Origin of the sequence: Glutamicibacter sp. M10 (assembly GCF_025452055.1) — a bacterium.
GTDB lineage: Bacteria > Actinomycetota > Actinomycetes > Actinomycetales > Micrococcaceae > Glutamicibacter.
In genome coordinates this window covers 1,527,386-1,544,275 of record NZ_CP104918.1, presented here as the reverse complement: position 1 = coordinate 1,544,275, position 16,890 = coordinate 1,527,386, and the positions used below count along the sequence as shown (strand labels likewise).

The following is a 16,890-nucleotide window of genomic DNA, read 5'->3' as shown; positions in this document are numbered from 1 at the left end:
TAATGCAGACAAACATCTCTTCACTCTAACCGATGCGGTCCACCGCTGGTGATCGGCACGACGCAACATTTTGCAGGTTACAGGCCAGCGACCGAGCGGTTCGGTTTAGAGTTTACCGACTTAGGCTAACAGTTCTGCCAAGACCCGCCATATCTCACAGTCGTGACTGGGGACACCACCACCGCTTGAACCCCGGCATCCCGCGGTAGGCTTAGCCATATCATGTCTGCAGAATCGTCCGTTCTTAGCGCCAGCGCCCATCAGGCGTCGGCTCCATCGCTGTCCAGCATCACCTTTGAATATCTTGATGCCCCGCAAACTCTGCTTGGCGACTCATTGCGTCACCGAAGCATGGTCTGGACCCGGAACGGGCATGGCTTGGTGGGTTTTGGCACCGCCGCCCGCCTGCACACCCACGGGGAGGAACGCTTCGCGCGGGCCCGCGCGTGGTTTGCACAGGTCATCGAGGCCGCGGACATCATTGATCCAATCAACCGGCCCGGTAGTGGTTTGGTCAGCTTTGGATCCTTCGCTTTTTCCTTTACCAGCGTTTTTGAATCGCGCATGATCATCCCGCAGCTGGTGGTTGGACGCGATGAGCAGGGCGCGTGGATTACCGTAACCGGCACCGCCGAGGAACTAAGAGATCTGACCTACGAGCAGGCTTTGGCCCGGGTCAACGCCGCCATGGAGGACGCGGCCATCGCTGCCACCGATCCAGGGGCTATCAAGCTCACCAGTGGACAGTTGACCGCAGGCTCCTATGTTGAAGCCGTACGCAAAGCACTGGGTCATTTTGAAGAGCGCGGAATCTCCAAGCTGGTGCTGGCTCGCGACGTACTAGCCCACAGCACCTCCCCCATCGATCTGTCCGCAGTGGCCCACGCTCTGACCGAACGTTACGCAGACTGCTGGACCTACAGTGTTGATGGCCTCGTGGGTGCCACCCCGGAAATGCTGGTTCGCGTCACCGATGGCCTGGCAGAAGCCCGCGTCTTGGCCGGCACGTTAGATCGTGCCGCAGCGGGAGCCGCAGACCCTGAGTTTGCCCAGCATCGACTCTTTGAAGATCCCAAGCAGCGTAATGAGCATCAGCTGGCCATCGATTCACTCACTGACTCGTTGAACCCAATCTCGCATGGCATGAGCGCACCCAAAGAACCATTTATTCTCCAGCTACCGAACGTCTGGCATCTAGCCAGCGACGTACGCGCACAGTTGCGTGCCGACGCAACAGGCGCCTTGCCCTCCGCTTTGGATGTAGCTGAAATTTTCCATCCCACCGCAGCGGTGTGCGGAACACCCACCAAGAAGGCCGGGGTGCTCCTGCGCGAGCTCGAAGGTTTGGACCGTGGACCTTACGCGGGCCCAGTGGGTTGGGTTGATAGCCGAGGCGACGGAGAATTTGGCATCGCCTTGCGCGGAGGAATCTTGGAAGACGAGAAACTCATGCGCCTCTACGCCGGATGTGGCATCGTTCCGGGTTCAGTGCCGGAGGATGAACTGGCAGAGTCTTGGGCAAAAATGCGCCCCATGCGCCAGGCCCTCGGCGCCGAGTAGGACGCAGATCACTTTTCGGTCAATTGTTTCACTCTCATGTTTCTTCAGCGTAAATTTTTCTTGCCCTCGATGACACTTGTGTGAAGTGCGTCTCTCGCTAGTGTTACCGCGGTTATGATTAGGGCATCGCAGTGATCCACTCGCAATGACCCGAAAGTAGGTTTTGATCCTATGCGCAGCCCTAAGAAAAAATTCGCCGCCGCTATCGCTCTCAGCTCCGTAGCACTCTTGGCAATGACCGCCTGCGGTTCCGATAGCAGCTCCGAATCCTCAGCGGATGGTGCATCCTTCCCGCTCAACCAGGGCAAGCTGACCGTCTGCTCGGATATCCCTTACGAGCCATTTGAATTTGTTAAAGACGGCAAGAACGTCGGCTTCGACATGGATGTTGCTGCAGAAATCGCCAAGGACGCCAAGCTGGATTTGAACGTCATCGACGCCAGCTTCGACTCCATCGAATCGGGCCTGTTCAGCACCCAGTGCGACATCGCAATTTCCTCGATCTCCATCACCGATGCACGCAAGGAGAAGATGGACTTCTCCACCCCTTACATGGATGATGACCTGGTTCTGATCGCCAAGAACGGCTCGGGCATCACCGATCTGGAAACCGCCAAGGACAAGAAGGTCGGTGTCCAGCAGGCCACCACCGGTGAAAAGTACGGCAAGGAAAACGGCCTGGAGAACCTGGTCGGCTACGAAGATGCCGGTCTGCAGACCCAGGCCCTGCTGGCCAACCAGGTTGACGCGGTGCTGGGCAACCAGTCGGTCCTCGGCTACGCGGTGAAGGACAAAGCCGATTACAAGGCTGTGGCCAACTTCAAGACCGGTGAGCAGCTAGGTGTTGCCGTTCCTAAGGACAAGGCTGACACCTTGAAGCTGGTCAACGGAACCCTGAAGCGCCTGACCGATGCCGGCACCATGGAAGAACTGACCGTGAAGTGGTTCGGCGAAAAATAACTCGTCACTGAACACGCAATGATCTACCAGCGGGGGTTCACCGCCCAACCGACAAGCATGACCCGGTTGCAAGTGCGAACCCCCGCTACCTTTACGAGAGGTACAACCCCATGGCAATGACTACCAGTCAGCGTGCCCGTACGAGCAAGACCATTCAGATAGTTGTCTTTGTAGGCATCATCATCGCGTTGATTGCGATTATTGACTGGGATAAGGCCGCTTACGCGTTCTTCTCCTTTGACAAGCTCGGCCCGATGTTCCCGGACATGATTTTGGTCGGCCTGAAGAACACCATCTTCTACACGATCATTGCCTTCGCCTTTGGCTTGGCACTGGGTCTGATTCTGGCCCTATTGAAAACCGCGAGCTTCGCGCCCTATCGTTGGTTCGCCACCGCATTTATTGAATTCTTCCGTGGCATCCCCGCGATCCTCGTGCTCTTGGCTTTTGGATTTGGCTTGCCTCAAGCTTTTGGCACTACGTGGCCGCAGCCGGTGAACGTGATGTTCGCTTTGGGTCTGGTTTCCTCGGCTTATATCGCTGAAACCCTGCGTGCTGGTTTGCAGGCTGTCCCTAAGGGTCAGACCGAAGCAGCCCGTTCGCTGGGCATGCCAGCCTGGCGCGCAATGGTTACCATCGTCATCCCGCAGGCATTCAAGATTGTTTTGCCACCGATGACCAATGAGATCATCTTGCTCACCAAGGACACCTCGTTGGCATTTATTCTTGGCGCAGCCATGGCCCAGTACGAGATGACCAAGTTCGGCCGTGACGGTATCTCCCAGTTGGATGCAGGCCTCACCCCGCTGGTGGTTGCTGGCTTGTTCTACCTGGTTATCACCATTCCGTTGAGCTTGGTAGCCCGTAAATTCGAATCCCGCGCAGCGAAGACCAAGCGGTAGAGAGGACTTGAGAATGTCTACTGACACTAATCAAATTTCAGTCAATGCCGCGGGCGTGGAGATCACCGGACTGCGTAAGTCCTACGGTTCCAACGAAGTACTCAAGGGCATCGATCTGAAGGTTAAGCCGGGCGAAGTTGTTTGCCTGATTGGTCCTTCAGGTTCCGGAAAGTCCACCTTGCTGCGTTGTGTCAACCTACTTGAGCAGCCCAACGGCGGCACGATCATGGTCGGTGGCTTTGATGCCACCAACGTAGATGTCAATCTTGATCAGATGCGTCAAAAAGTTGGAATGGTTTTCCAGCAGTTCAACCTTTTCCCACACCTCACGGTGTTGGAAAACTGCACTGTTGCACCGATCAAGGTGCTCAAGCGCAAGAAGCTTGATGCGCAGAAGGTAGCTCACAGCCACCTCGAACGTGTTGGCTTGGGCGATTTTGGTGGTCGCTACCCTGACCAGCTTTCCGGTGGTCAGCAGCAGCGTGTGGCTATTGCCCGTGCACTATCGATGGAACCGACGCTGATGCTCTTTGATGAGCCAACCAGTGCTTTGGATCCTGAGACGGTCGGTGAAGTTCTATCGATCATGAAGAATCTAGCCCAGGCGGGTATGACCATGCTTGTGGTCACCCACGAAATGGCTTTTGCTAAAGAAGTTGCTGACCGTGTGGTCTTCATGGACGGCGGTGTGGTGGTTGAAGAAGGCATTGCTTCGGAAGTCATTGGCAATCCGCAACAGCCTCGTACCCAGGATTTCCTGCGTCGAGTCTTGGACCCTACCCACGTGGATATCTAAGGCCCAAAGAAGCTAAAGAAGATCTATTGCAAAAGAATCCTCTGTCCCGACACCGGGTAGGTGTTCGGGGCAGAGGATTTTCTTGTCGAAAGAATCAGTGAACAGCTTAGGGCTCTGGCCAAACAAGGCTTGAGATGTGTTGATTGAGTCGTTGATTATCTGCCCGCAAGGTTTCACGGGAAGCCGGGACTTCGATGAGCCGCAGCGTCTTTTCCTCTGACTGGGTCAAGATATCTGAAAGTTGTGCTCTGGAGGTTGCCCGCTCATAGCGCCACCCATAAGCCTTGGCCAGCGACTGAACATCAAATTGTTGAGCAGTAGCAAACAAACGCTCGACCGCTTCGGCATAACGTCCCGAGTCATCCACCGCACCGTGCTCCAATGTGGAGAAAATGGCACCGCCACCATCGTTGTACACCACCACATCCAGTTGAGGTTGTGGCTCTGAAGGTGCCCACATCAAGGAGCTGGCGTCATGAGCGAAGGTGATATCTCCCATGACAGCGACAGTTCGCTGTCCACTGCCCACGGCCAAGCCCATGGCAGTAGAAATCGTGCCGTCAATTCCCGCTAAACCACGGTTGGCATACACCTTGGTGCCATGACTCTCGGTCGGCTTGGCAGCCAGATCAAAATCGCGAACGATATTAGATGAGCCGAGCAGTAGAACCTCCGGCTGGTTTTCCCAGAGCACTTCAGCCACGTCCAGCCCGTTGAGCGTGGACTCTTCGCCGTGCAACGCACGAATCTGCTGGGCGTGTCTATCTAGGTCTTGCCAGTTGGCCAGCCATCCCTCAGCGCCTACACCGGCAAACTCTACAAGCTGTTCCCAGCTATTGATCGGTTGCTCACGACGCCGCCCTGGCTCATACCAAGGCGCTGGTGTCGGTTGCCAGATGGCACTGTCAATTCGAGGATCAGCTAAGAGTTTGGCTACAGGCCGGCTGAGCGTAGGACGCCCAAAAAGCACTACACGATCAATGTGTTCACTGCCCACGGCAATCAACGGCCGGTAATGAGTAATGGCATTTGTTGAAAAGCGTGCGTTGGACGAGGGCTCAGCAAAAAGTGGCAGACCTAAAAGTTGTGCAAACTCTGCCGCCTGCTCCCCCGCATCATGTCCTGCAACAACAACCGTGCGACGCTGTGGAAGGACTTGAGCACTCACGATTGCTGTTGATGATTGATTCACGACACCAGGCCATATACCGGCCTGAATGTTGGTCCAGGGCTGAGAGCCAATCGTTTCGTCTTCACCTGGGATCAGCGGATCGCGAAATTGCAGGTTCAGCTGCACTGGGCCGGCCGGGTTCAGCTGGCTACCGGCGAGCGCTATTAGCGCTTGATTCACTTGGGCTACAGGATCTTGGCCTGCAGACACGTTGAGCGCGGCCCTGACGTGTTCGCCGAAGAGTGTCTTTTGTTTGGTGCTTTGGCTGGCACCCGTGCCATGTAGTTCATCGGGCCGGTCCGCGGAGAGGACTAGCAGTGGTGTTGCTGTGTGGTTCGCCTCCATGACGGCTGGCAGCATCTGGCCGATGGCAGTACCACTGGTGGCAGCTACGGCTACCGGTGTTCTTGTGCTTTGCGCCAGACCTAAGGCCATGAAGGCGGCTGAACGCTCATCGATGCGCACATGGATGGTGAGCAATCCTGCGTGCTCAGCTTCAGCGGCGGCATAGGCCAAGGGCGCGCTACGTGAGCCGGGAGAAATCACTAGATCTCGTACTCCCGCCTGGATCAGTGATCCGAGGACTTCACGAGCCGTGCTGATGGCGCGTTGCTCTTCTGGTTGCTGCAATCCCACGCGATGTGGCTCCTTCGATTCCTCAGCTTAGGCACTACCCCAAGTCTATGCCTTGGTACGCGCGCCGACTGTGAGGGTGCAACAAGACGCCGGTGAGATCTGCGAAACTCACAGATCTCACCGGCGTCTAATTACACGATGGCCGAAAGGCTACTTGTTTTTGCCTTTGCCCTTACCCTGGTTTTCAGTCTCTGCTTTGAAGACCTGAACCACGGTTGGACGTGGGCCGTAGAACTGGCCTGCGCCTGCTGCGGCTGGGTTCTCTAGGAAGTCAGGGAACAGCGAGCTTGGGGAGGCGAAGGTGCCGCCTTCTCCCGGGTGCTGCACAGAGACGAAGACTGAGTTGTCTTTGTCATGGATCAGTGGGCCACAGGTTTCAGCGCCCGTTGGGACAGCCAGGAACTGTTCCACGCGGCCACGGTCCTTGCCGGTCAAGGTGACCTTGTGCAGTGCATCCGAGTAGCCGATGGTGCTTGGTGCGCCGTCGGTGGAGATCCACAAGTTGCCCTTTGAATCGAAGGCCAGGTTATCCGGGCAGGAAATTGGTGAGACCTTATCGGCAGGGTAACCAGAGAAGTACGTTGAACCGTTGACCTTCGGATCGCCTGCAACCAGCAGAATGTTCCAAGTGAACTTGGTGCTGGTGGCGTCGTTTCCTGCCTCGGTCAGTTCAATGATGTGTCCATCGCGGTTGGAAATGCGAGGGTTCGGCTCGGTTGCGCCTTCCTTGCCGGTCTTGCCACGATCAGAGTTGTTGGTCAGTGCCACGTACAGCTTTCCCGACAGCGGGCTTGGCTCCACGTCTTCTGGGCGGTCCATCTTGGTGGCGCCGAGCTTATCTGCTGCCAGACGGGTATAAACCAGAACCTCTTCAACGCTCATGCCTTCAACCATCGACTTGCCGCCCTTGACCAATGGCAACCAGGTGCCGGTGCCGTCGAATGCGCCGTCCGCTGGTAGCTCGCCGTTGCCGTCAATTTCGTTTGCTGGCGAGTTGCCGGCGAACTCTGCGACGTAGAGGTCACCGTCGGAGAGCAGGCTCATGTTCTTCTTGCGGTCATGCTTGGAGTAGGTGCCCTTGGAGACAAACTTGTACAGGTACTCAAAGCGGGAGTCATCACCGGAGTAGGCAACAGCCTTACCATTCTTGGCGATGCGCACGTTGGCACCTTCATGCTTAAAGCGGCCCAAGTTGGTGTGCTTTACCGGAGTGGACTTTGGATCCTGTGGGTCAATTTCGATAACCCAGCCGAAGCGGTGTGCTTCGTTTTCATAGCCTTCGTTGCTCAGGCCAAAGCGTGGGTCAGTATCTTCCCAACCGCGCTCGGTGGCTGCGGTGCCTATGCCGTAGCGTGCTTCTTCGGCAGTGCCCTTGCCCTTGAAGTACTGGTCAATGTTTTCTTCACCGGAAAGCACGGTGCCCCATGGGGTGGTACCACCGGAGCAGTTATTCAGGGTGCCCAGAACCTTGGTTCCGGTTGGGTCTGCAACGGTCTTGAGCAGATCGGCTCCAGCAGCAGGGCCATCTACCTTGAATTCAGTCTGTGCGGTGATGCGACGGTTACGTTCGCCGCCCTGGACGTAGCTCCACTGCTTGTCATGCTTCTTGCGCTTTACTTCTACAACGCTGAAACCGTGAGCGTTCATCGCGATGCGGCGAGCTTCGTCCTTGTTAGCTTCAAACCACGCAGCGTCAAACATCATGTCTTCGTTGGTGTATTCGTGGTTAGCTACCAGCACGCCGGTGCGGCCCGAGTACTTATCAACGATGATGTCTAGGTAATCGTTGTTGTAACCGAACTGTTCGGCCTGCTTCTTGGCACTCTGCTTGGTGGCGTCAAACTGTGCGGTGTTCTTGAATAGCGGGTCACCCCAACGGATGATCGGAGCCCAATCGTAGCCTTCTGGAACGGTGAGGTTATCTACTGAACGAGACACCGGCTCAATGGCGTCAAAGGCCAGCTTCCGCCCTTGGCGGAACCGTTCTTTAGCGGCACCAATGGTGCGGCGGTGGCATCAGAGGCACCGAAGAACTGTGGTCCAACTACTAGCGCCGATGCACCGACGGCGCCTAGGCCAAGGATGCTGCGGCGAGACATTGCCTTATCGGCGATATCTTTGAAGTAGCCGTTGGACGAGGTATTGCAATCTGGCTTAACGCAGGCATCTCCACACTTAAAGTGGCAAGTAGCTGCGGAACGTCCGCCACGGGTGTGGCCTAGCATTGGCAAAAGGGTACGGGTTGGATTCATGATCCATCACTTCCTCAGTTAGGGCTCGCTGTCAGGGGAACGACTCGATATGAGGTTTTCACCCAGAAGTGTGCAAAATGCAACGCGTAAGTTAACTGCGGGGAAATAGATGGGTGCTACAGGCTAAGCATTCACCAGCTGCTCATAACATTGCTCAACTCTGCGTAGCCACCACTGAACTTTCGAGGCTTCAGGGCGTAGGTCCTGAAGTTTCTTGGCATCGGCTTCGATTCGACGCACCGGAAGGTAGCCGGCTTTGGCCAGCAATGGATCCGCGCATACGTCATCGGCTAATAATGTCCCGGTAGATAATCCGCAGGCGTAGGGCAGTTCTGGTAGCGCACTGGCTAGAGCTGCCGCTTGAGCTAGTCCTACCGAGGTGTCCAGAGCGCTAGAAACGACGACGTCTAGTTCAGCTTTCTTAGCAATATCCAGTACGGCCTGAATCCCACCCAGTGGCTGCGCCTTGATGACCATGAGATCTGCTGCGCCCAGCCGAGAAACTTCCAGCGGGTCTGTGTGCTTGCGTACTGCTTCATCGGCAGCGATCTTCAAATCAAAGCCTGCATTGCGCAATTTCTCACGAACTTCAGCCAAACCGGTGATGCCCGGTACTGGCTGTTCAGCATATTGCAGGTCGTACTCACTGAGGGCCTTGAGCGCATGGACCGCTTGCTCAATGTCCCAGCCCATATTTGCATCAACTCGCAAAGCGGCGTGAGGGTAAAGCCGACGGGCTTCGGCAACCCGGGCCAAGTCCTGGTCCAAGTCTTGTCCCTGTTCTGCCACCTTGATTTTGATGGTGTGTGGTGCATCGTAGCGTTCAAGTACGGCACCCACCTCGCTGGCTGGGACCGACGGCAGAGTTGCGTTGACGGGGATCAAAGTGCGAAGTGGTTCCGGGAATGGTTGGTAGGCTGCTTCGATGCCGGCAGCGAGCCAGCGGGAGGCTTCGTGGGCTCCATATTCAGGGAAGGCCGAGAATTCTCCCCACCCGGCCGGTCCTTTGATGAGCAGTGCTTCGCGCTGGGTGATTCCGCGGAATTTAACTCGCATGGGTAAGCGAACAACGTGGCTGTTTGCTAGCAGCTCTGCCAGCGGTGGAAGTTCAATGCTCATGTACTAAGCCTAGCGAGCGTGGGCATAATTACAGTCTTTTTGGGTGACGTTTGCACCAGTAATTGTGACAGTCTAGAAGCATGCCCCGCCATTCAGCAGCTCCGCACCCGCGCCACATTCGGTGGTGGTTGGCTCTCATCTTGTTGATAGCCCTGTTCTGCGTGGAATACGTCTTCTTTGTGCTGCTGCGCGCGGGTCAATGGGCCGATCAAGCAAGCTTCATGGCTTGGTCGCAGTGGTGGCCACGTACCGAGTTGCTGGATCCAGTGCGCCAGTTCTTGGATCTGCTTCCGGTGATCTGTGGTGTTGTTGCCGGAATCTTCTTACTCTATCGAGTGATCAGAGACCGAAGTTTCATCAGGGCCATTGTCGCGATTCTCGGTGCGGCAGCAGCGTTGGGCACTACGCAGTTGCTCAAACATGAAATCTTGATTCGTCCGGACTTCAATTTTGGTACGACCGGAAACTCATTCCCTTCGGGACACACCACTGCTGCGGCAGCGGCCATGGGCTTGATGTATTTGATGTCCCCACCAAAACTTCGCCCAGTCATACAGCCTATTGTTTGGCTCTTTGCCACAGTCACCGGTGTGGCAACACTAGTCTGTGGTTGGCACCGCCCGAGCGACATCGCCGCTGGTTTTCTGGTCACTGCTTTTTGGATGGTTATCGCCAGCGTTGTATTACAACGGATTCAACCGCTGAGTCATGAAGTGCGCAAGACTGGCTGGTCCAGACGAGTTGGCGCGACCAGCATCATCGTGTGGGCCATCATCATCGGATTATCTTTCCTCTTACCTCACCCGCACATTCAGAAGATTCCCGAGACCTTACAGCTGACCTACGCAGTCTTGGGCATTGCACATGTCGTCGCGGCATCACTGGTTACAGGGTTGGCGTTACGTTCTGTCGTGCTGGGGCCAATGCGCACCGTTGCGCAATAAGTGGTTCCTCGGGGTCACCAGCAAGGCCGTATTTAGGAATCATTCCTCTGCAGCAGTGCATTGAGTTTCTCGGCGCCACGTTCAGAGTGCGGAACCGTCACAGCAAATCGCGTTGAATTCTTCAGCTCAAAGGCCAGGCCTTCAAAACGTCGTAGGACCACCGCTGATCCACCGGGAAAGAAGCGCCATCCCCAGCCGCCCCACGTCATTGGGTCAATCTCGGTACTGGCCACCGACAGGATGTCGACCAGCTGGATGGTGCGCAAGGGGAACCCAAAGATTGCGGAGGCCACCTGCACCTGTTGGTCAGTGATAGTCACTCGGATCAAACAAAGTCCTAGGACTAGCGGACTAACGACCAGGCAAGTTACTAGACCGGTAATGGTGGCGGCCGAATTCACTTCACCCGGGCGGGCGAAGAATTCGAAGAGAATATATAGCCCTACTCCAGCAATCAGTATCCCGAGCGCCCGCATCCACCACGGGGCCTTCATCGTTTCACTAAATTTCTTGCCCCCAGCGCTCACATCGGGCTGGGGTGTAGACGCAGTTCTTCCCTGAGCTTGGTCGATACGTGTTTGTCGTTGAGCTTGCAGTTGCTTTGAATACGACTGGTAGACGCCGCAGATCCACAGCGGAGTGAGAGCTATCAGCGTGCAGAGCAACATGGGGAGCATCCAGATGCCGATGACAGATGTCTCTGGTGTTTCGGCGAGCGCTGTTGGTATCACCGAGCCTACAAAAACTCCGACCGTGGTCCACGAAATTAGTGAACCAACAAAGAGAAGCGTCAACAATAAGCCCGGCCTGCGCTGCTGAACTAATGAGCTCAAACCGAGGACGGTTCCTAGGATGCTCAGGCCAATGGCAACTGGCACAAATACTGCAGTGCGGGTGAATTCGTCAGGATAGGTCGATGACCAGTGCGTAGCGATGATCTCAGGCAGCTGATTAGCCAGCGGGAAGTAAATGCCGAGCACGATGAAGACCGGAAGAATCAAGATCAGGTATACCCATGGACGGTTCTTCACTGCATGCCTGGTCATCTTCATCTCGTTTCCATAATCCACTTGATCGGCTCCGTGGTTGGTGGAGTCATTTACCAGCCGCATCTACTTCAACAAGGTGCGGAGATGTATTTCCATGCTATCAACACTAATCTGACATGGAACTAAATGATCGATCAATACTGAAATATCAGCATTAAGGATGATCCCCGTCGAACCCGTTTCAACTTGGGTTCGACAGGGATCATCGATGCCACTCAGCAACTGAGTAGTTCAGTGACAGCGCAGCACTACTAGAGCGTCGCCAGGGCCCGCTTGGGATCCGTCATTGCATCAGCAACAAATCGCAAGAACCCGGCAGCGGTGCCACCATCACAGACACGGTGATCAAAACTGAGCGTCAGCTCGCAGATCGAGCGGACCTTAAGTTTGCCGTTGACCACCCATGGCTTCTCGATAATGCGCCCCAGCCCCAGGATCGCAGCCTCCGGGTAATTAATAATGGCAGCCGAACCATCAACGTTGAAGACCCCGTAGTTGTTGATCGTGAAGGTGCTACCCGACAAGTCGGACACGCCGGCCTTGCCCTCGCGGGCAACCGTAGCCAAACGAGCAAACTCGGCAGAGAGCTCTTGGGCATTGAGCTTATGAGCGTCCCGTACATTCGGCACGACCAAACCACGATCTGTCTGAGCCGCAAATCCTAGATTCACTCCATCAAATACGGTGTGGCGCAATCCCCCATCAGTCTCGACATCAATGCGACTGTTCAGTTCAGGGAAACGTTGCAGCGCTGCCACGGCAAAACGCGAAATCAAAGCCATGACGCTAGGCGCCTGCCCATCGGCTTCCTTGATCTTGGTGCGCAGCTTCAACAGTTTGGTGACATCTACATCCACCCACACGGTCGCTTCGGGAATTTCACGGCGAGAGGTGCTCATGGCGTTGGCAATGGTCTTGCGTACCCCGGAGAGCACCTGCGAAGAAGCTACCGGCAACCCGGTACGTGAGTCTGCATCCACAGTGCCTGTCGAAACTTCCGGCTTCGCGGCCGTGCTCGAAGTGCTTGGCTGCGTAGTGGTAGCAGTCGTCGTAGGCGCTTGACCTGCGGCAGCAACGGCAGCTTCCACATCAGTGCGCAGGATCAGACCCTCAGGGCCGGTGCCTTGCACGGTAGAAATGTCCAGAGAATTCTCTCGGGCCAGCTTACGAACCAGCGGGTTGACTACACGAACTGCTTCAGCAGAAGCCTTGGTCGCTGATGCACCACTAGCGCCCAGCCCGCGATGCTTACGTCGCCGACTTGTTTTGCGCTGAGCTGAGCCAGTGCCGTAGCCGATGAGGACATTGCCGCTGCCTTCTTCGTCTTGCTCTGCCTCGCCACTTGGGTCAACAGATTCACCAGCAGGGGCCTGTGTTCCTGCAAGTTCTTCTTCGCGATAGGACTGTGCGCGCTCGCCGGATGGTTCCCCAGTCTGCGGTGCATCCTCGCCGCCGGTGTTCACGGAGATGAACGGCTCATCTACCAGCATCATCTGGCCAGCTTCACCGTGCAGCGTGGAGACTACGCCTTCAAAAGGAGACGGAATCTCCACCAAAGACTTGGCGGTTTCGACTTCTGCGATGGGTTGGTCCACGGCGACAGTGTCGCCAGCAGCCACAATCCATCGGACCAGCTCTGCTTCGGTCAGTCCCTCGCCGAGGTCAGGTAATAGGAAAGTCTTGATACTCATTTAGGCCTCCCATTGGAGTTGATCAACGGCGTCGAGAATTCGTTCCGCGCTGGGCAGGTGGTATTTTTCCAAAGTTGGTGCCGGGTATGGGATATCAAATCCGGTGACCCTCAAGACTGGAGCTGCCAGAGAGTGGAAGCACCTTTCTTGGACGCGGGCAACAATTTCGCTAGCCACTGAGGCGAAGCCCTGAGCTTCGGCAATCACGATAGCTCGCCCAGTTTTGCGTACCGAGGCACAGACGGTCTCATCGTCAAACGGAACGATGCTGCGCACGTCGATAACTTCTAAGTTGAGGCCTTCTTCAGCTGCCATCTTGGCTGCTGCCAAAGCGGTGGAGACACTTGGGCCGTAGGTGATCAGCGTGGCGTCGCTACCGGCACGCGCAATACGAGCTCGGCCTTCATTTTTTGCGCTCTTTTTTGCTTCGTATTCCTGTGCCAGCTGCTCAAGGTCTACCTGTTCCTTAGACCAGTAGAGCTTCTTTGGTTCAAAGAAAACTACCGGATCATCGGAATCAATGGCTTCGCGGAGCATCAGGTAGGCGTCCTCAACACAGGACGGAGTGAACACCTTCAGTCCAGGAGTGTGAGCGTAATAGCCTTCCGACGAATCGCAGTGGTGCTCTACACCACCAACTCCTCCGGCATAAGGGATACGAATGACCATCGGCAGGCTGAGCTTGCCTTGGGTGCGGTTACGCATCTTAGCCACGTGCGAGGCTACCTGCTCAAAAGCGGGGTAAGCGAAAGCATCAAACTGCATTTCAATAACTGGGCGCATACCGTTGATGGCCATGCCCACAGCCATTCCGACGATGCCAGATTCTGCCAGTGGGGTGTCAAAGCAGCGGTCAGCTCCGAAGCGTGCGGTGAGCCCATCGGAAATACGGAAGACTCCCCCAAGGGTTCCGACATCCTCACCAAAAATGACTACTGAATTATCGGCCACCAGGCCATCGGCGAGAGCCGTATTCAGTGCCTTACCAAAGGTCACTGGCTGGTTTTCATTAGCGGCTTTGGCGGCAGCACGCGCGGTGGCAGCACTGACGTTCGGGTTGACGCGCGAAGTAGTGGCAGTCATTCTAGGCCTCCTCGCGGTCTAGTTCGTCAGCAAGCAATGCTTGCTGTTCGGCGAGCTGAGTGCTCTTGGTGGAATAAACATGTTCAAAGAGTTCGCGCGGATCGGTGTTGGCATCCTGATTCATGCCATCACGCAAGGTCTTGGCCACCGCTTCGGCGTCCTCGGAGATCTTGGCAACGGTCTCCTCGGTGAGCAGTCCGGCATCTTCCAGATACGTCTTCATGCGGGTCACTGGGTCTTTGGCAATCCAGGCCTGAACCTCGGAGTCCTCGCGGTAACGCTTGTCGTCGTCAGCGTTGGTGTGCGCCTGCATGCGGTAGGTGTGAGCCTCAATGAGCAGTGGGCCGTTGCCTTCGCGGGCCATGCGTACTGCTCGGGTCATGATGGCCATCAGTGCCATCAGGTCATTGCCGTCTACCCGCTCACCGGCCATGCCGTAACCCACTGCCTTGTGGGCCAGCGATGGTGCGGCGCTCTGATGTGAGAGTGGGACAGAGATGGCGTACTTGTTGTTTTGTACAAAGAAGATGACCGGCAGGTTGAAGACCGCAGCAAAGTTCAGTGCTTCGTGGAAGTCGCCTTCACTAGTAGCTCCGTCGCCACACATGGCCACAACAACCGTGTTTTCACCGCGCAGCTTGGCGGCGTGAGCAACGCCCACTGCGTGCAGTAGCTGAGTGGTCAATGGCGTTGACATGGGCGCGCATTTGTAGGCCTTCGGGTCGTAACCACAGTGCCACTCGCCTCGGAAGCTAGTCATGACTTCCATCGGGGCAACGCCCTTGGTTAGCACGGCTACAGTGTCCCGATAGGTTGGGAAGAGCCAGTCGTTGTCATCTAGGCAGAGCGCGGCAGCAATTTGGCAGGCTTCTTGCCCGTGGCTTGATGGGTAAACAGCCATTCGGCCCTGGCGGACCAGGGCGGAGTTTTGGTCGTTGACTCGACGTCCGGTGACCAGTGCGGCATAGGCTTCCATGAGCCGAGCAGGACTTGGCAGCGGATATTCGTGACCTGGTTCGGTACCCTGCTCATTGTCCGGACGGAGTGATCCATCTGGATTCAGCAAGTTGATCATGTGCCGCGCTGGCAACATGTAGTCCTCGGGGGTAATGCCGAACTTTTTGCTGACTTCAGAGATGCGAGCTGAGGATGCGTCCGCGCTCATGTTCTCCCACCTTTCTCTTCTGTGACTCAGCCCTCTAGGCGCACGCCCTATGACTCAGTTCACCTAAACATCATTTGCAACTAATTATGCGTATTGATTGCATTCTGTATCCACTCAGCCGGAGAATCGTGGAAAGTTGAGATGCAGATACGTATACTTGTGGACGAAACGTTTCAATAAAATGTGTTTGATCGAGAGACGTCAGACACATTGAAAAGGAGAATCATGGCCGCGGAAGTGGAGCTAAAACTTGACGAGGTTGACCGCGCCATCTTGGCCGAGCTCACCAAGGATGGTCGCCAGTCAGTAACCACGGTTGCGCAGAAGGTTCACGTGTCTCGTGCCCACGCCTATTCGCGCATCGCCAAGCTGCAAGATGCTGGAGTTATCACTCGTTACACGGCGGTCATCGACCCGGTGAAGGCCGGCCTAAAAGCCAGCGCCTACGTCACCCTCAAACTTCGTCAGCATTCGTGGCGCGAACTACGCGACCACCTAGCTTCAATCCCTGAGGTCCAACATATTGGCCTCGTGGGTGGAAATTTTGATGTGATCCTGCTGGTGCGAGCAACAGACAATTTGGACCTGCGTCGTGTGGTCTTCGAAGAATTACAGGCACTGCCGACGGTGCTTGATACCCAAACGCACCTGATTTTTGAGGATACAGACACCCGATAAAGACAAACTGCCCGCCTGTACCAAAACTTCGGTCTCCCAAAGCCATGGAACAGGCAGGCAGTTTCAAGCGGATCAAGTCACTGGCTTGCCACGGGTTTTATTTCTTCCCATAAAAGACCGGCGGGCGTTTGTCTTGGAAGGACTTGAACCCTTCGGCGTAGTCAGGCGTATCGCACAAGGCTGCCTGCGCACGGTTTTCAGTTTTCATTGAAGCCCAGAGTCCAACTCGCTGATCCCGTATTTCTTGGACCAGTCGCTTTGACTCAACAAACGCCTGCGTTGCCCCTTGGGCCACTTTGCCAATCAGCTCTTCGCCGCGTTCCACCAAGTCCTCTGACGGGAAAGCACGCGAAAATAATCCGGATTTCACGGCTTCTGCCCCGGAAATCAGTTCAGCGGTATAGATCATGTCCAGGGTGCGGTGCGCTCCGAGTCGCTCGGTGAAAAGCCAATGCCCACCCGAATCCAATGTTGCTCCCAGATTGGCAAACGGTGAACCAATTTTTGCGTTCTCTGCCACGTACACAACGTCCGTAGCGATGGCCAAGCCCAGACCAACACCCAGACACGCACCCTGAACCAAGGCGAAGGTCGGCGCCGGAAAATTCGACATCTTCTCTAAGAGTGGCTGCACTTTGCCATCCAAATACCCAATGACATCATCATCGGCAGGGTTCACTGCAGAAATATCTCTTCCGGCACAGAAGCCACGGCCAGCGCCGGTCAGCACCAACGCCCGAACACTGCCATCGGCCACGCCAGCAGCAGCCTGGTCGTAGGCGAGCGACAACTCGTCTAGGGCAGCTACATCAAGGGAGTTCATTTTCTGTGGAGCATTAAGCAGAACTCGGGCAATTGAATCGGCAATCGTCAATTCGATCATG

At 55.9% G+C, this 16,890-nt stretch carries 13 protein-coding genes and 1 pseudogene; 6 read left to right on the top strand and 8 right to left on the bottom strand.

From position 1 onward, the window contains the following. Positions 1–222: 222 nt before the first annotated feature. The 4 genes from N6V40_RS07560 to N6V40_RS07545 all read left to right on the top strand — a co-directional run bounded on the left by N6V40_RS07560 (position 223) and on the right by N6V40_RS07545 (position 4,218). A complete protein-coding gene (locus N6V40_RS07560; protein ID WP_262199572.1) occupies positions 223–1,560 on the top strand; it encodes an isochorismate synthase in 1,338 nt (445 codons plus the stop codon). 171 nt (positions 1,561–1,731) lie between these two features. Beyond that, positions 1,732–2,520, top strand: coding sequence for an ABC transporter substrate-binding protein (locus N6V40_RS07555; RefSeq protein WP_131088846.1), 789 nt, complete (start codon positions 1,732–1,734; stop codon positions 2,518–2,520). Positions 2,521–2,630: 110 nt separating this feature from the next. After that, positions 2,631–3,422 carry an amino acid ABC transporter permease gene (locus tag N6V40_RS07550; RefSeq protein ID WP_131088847.1) on the top strand — a complete coding sequence of 264 codons (792 nt, stop codon included), beginning with the start codon at positions 2,631–2,633 and terminating at the stop codon, positions 3,420–3,422. A 13-nt stretch (positions 3,423–3,435) separates the two neighbouring features. Next, entirely contained in the window at positions 3,436–4,218 is a 783-nt protein-coding gene (locus N6V40_RS07545; RefSeq protein WP_131088848.1) for an amino acid ABC transporter ATP-binding protein, read from the top strand. 106 nt (positions 4,219–4,324) lie between these two features. Here the strand turns inward: N6V40_RS07545 and menD are convergent, their stop codons facing one another. From menD to N6V40_RS07530, 3 genes and pseudogenes are all read right to left on the bottom strand, one after another. After that, positions 4,325–6,025, bottom strand: a complete 1,701-nt coding sequence (gene menD / locus N6V40_RS07540; RefSeq protein WP_262199570.1) for a 2-succinyl-5-enolpyruvyl-6-hydroxy-3-cyclohexene-1-carboxylic-acid synthase — start codon at positions 6,023–6,025, stop codon at positions 4,325–4,327. Positions 6,026–6,175: 150 nt separating this feature from the next. Beyond that, positions 6,176–8,277 (bottom strand): annotated as a pseudogene (locus tag N6V40_RS07535) (PhoX family protein). A gap of 123 nt (positions 8,278–8,400) precedes the next feature. Next, a complete protein-coding gene (locus N6V40_RS07530; RefSeq protein WP_131088850.1) occupies positions 8,401–9,396 on the bottom strand; it encodes an o-succinylbenzoate synthase in 996 nt (331 codons plus the stop codon). A gap of 80 nt (positions 9,397–9,476) precedes the next feature. Between N6V40_RS07530 and N6V40_RS07525 the strand changes: the two genes are divergently transcribed. Continuing rightward, a complete protein-coding gene (locus N6V40_RS07525; protein ID WP_131088851.1) occupies positions 9,477–10,340 on the top strand; it encodes a phosphatase PAP2 family protein in 864 nt (287 codons plus the stop codon). A gap of 32 nt (positions 10,341–10,372) precedes the next feature. On the opposite strand, the gene N6V40_RS07520 is transcribed toward N6V40_RS07525, so the two are convergent. The 4 genes from N6V40_RS07520 to pdhA all read right to left on the bottom strand — a co-directional run bounded on the left by N6V40_RS07520 (position 10,373) and on the right by pdhA (position 15,328). Further along, positions 10,373–11,386, bottom strand: coding sequence for a hypothetical protein (locus N6V40_RS07520; protein WP_262199569.1), 1,014 nt, complete (start codon positions 11,384–11,386; stop codon positions 10,373–10,375). Positions 11,387–11,640: 254 nt separating this feature from the next. After that, a complete protein-coding gene (locus N6V40_RS07515) occupies positions 11,641–13,080 on the bottom strand; it encodes a dihydrolipoamide acetyltransferase family protein (protein WP_262199568.1) in 1,440 nt (479 codons plus the stop codon). After that, entirely contained in the window at positions 13,081–14,163 is a 1,083-nt protein-coding gene (locus tag N6V40_RS07510) for an alpha-ketoacid dehydrogenase subunit beta (RefSeq protein WP_262199567.1), read from the bottom strand. A 1-nt stretch (position 14,164) separates the two neighbouring features. Continuing rightward, entirely contained in the window at positions 14,165–15,328 is a 1,164-nt protein-coding gene (pdhA, locus tag N6V40_RS07505) for a pyruvate dehydrogenase (acetyl-transferring) E1 component subunit alpha (protein WP_262199566.1), read from the bottom strand. Positions 15,329–15,553: 225 nt separating this feature from the next. Between pdhA and N6V40_RS07500 the strand changes: the two genes are divergently transcribed. Then, entirely contained in the window at positions 15,554–16,006 is a 453-nt protein-coding gene (locus tag N6V40_RS07500) for an Lrp/AsnC family transcriptional regulator (protein WP_131088856.1), read from the top strand. A gap of 97 nt (positions 16,007–16,103) precedes the next feature. Here N6V40_RS07500 and N6V40_RS07495 read toward each other — a convergent pair whose 3' ends face one another. Further along, entirely contained in the window at positions 16,104–16,889 is a 786-nt protein-coding gene (locus tag N6V40_RS07495) for an enoyl-CoA hydratase/isomerase family protein (protein WP_262199565.1), read from the bottom strand. Position 16,890: the final 1 nt, after the last annotated feature.

Excerpts from the sequence above, each read along its gene's own strand:
- N6V40_RS07560 (WP_262199572.1), top strand. The coding sequence starts at position 223 with ATGTCTGCAGAATCGTCCGTTCTTAGCGCCAGCGCCCATCAGGCGTCG.
- N6V40_RS07555 (WP_131088846.1), top strand. The coding sequence starts at position 1,732 with ATGCGCAGCCCTAAGAAAAAATTCGCCGCCGCTATCGCTCTCAGCTCC.
- N6V40_RS07550 (WP_131088847.1), top strand. The coding sequence starts at position 2,631 with ATGGCAATGACTACCAGTCAGCGTGCCCGTACGAGCAAGACCATTCAG.
- N6V40_RS07545 (WP_131088848.1), top strand. The coding sequence starts at position 3,436 with ATGTCTACTGACACTAATCAAATTTCAGTCAATGCCGCGGGCGTGGAG.
- N6V40_RS07530 (WP_131088850.1), bottom strand. The coding sequence starts at position 9,396 with ATGAGCATTGAACTTCCACCGCTGGCAGAGCTGCTAGCAAACAGCCAC.
- N6V40_RS07525 (WP_131088851.1), top strand. The coding sequence starts at position 9,477 with ATGCCCCGCCATTCAGCAGCTCCGCACCCGCGCCACATTCGGTGGTGG.
- N6V40_RS07520 (WP_262199569.1), bottom strand. The coding sequence starts at position 11,386 with ATGACCAGGCATGCAGTGAAGAACCGTCCATGGGTATACCTGATCTTG.
- N6V40_RS07515 (WP_262199568.1), bottom strand. The coding sequence starts at position 13,080 with ATGAGTATCAAGACTTTCCTATTACCTGACCTCGGCGAGGGACTGACC.
- N6V40_RS07510 (WP_262199567.1), bottom strand. The coding sequence starts at position 14,163 with ATGACTGCCACTACTTCGCGCGTCAACCCGAACGTCAGTGCTGCCACC.
- pdhA (WP_262199566.1), bottom strand. The coding sequence starts at position 15,328 with ATGAGCGCGGACGCATCCTCAGCTCGCATCTCTGAAGTCAGCAAAAAG.
- N6V40_RS07500 (WP_131088856.1), top strand. The coding sequence starts at position 15,554 with ATGGCCGCGGAAGTGGAGCTAAAACTTGACGAGGTTGACCGCGCCATC.
- N6V40_RS07495 (WP_262199565.1), bottom strand. The coding sequence starts at position 16,889 with ATGATCGAATTGACGATTGCCGATTCAATTGCCCGAGTTCTGCTTAAT.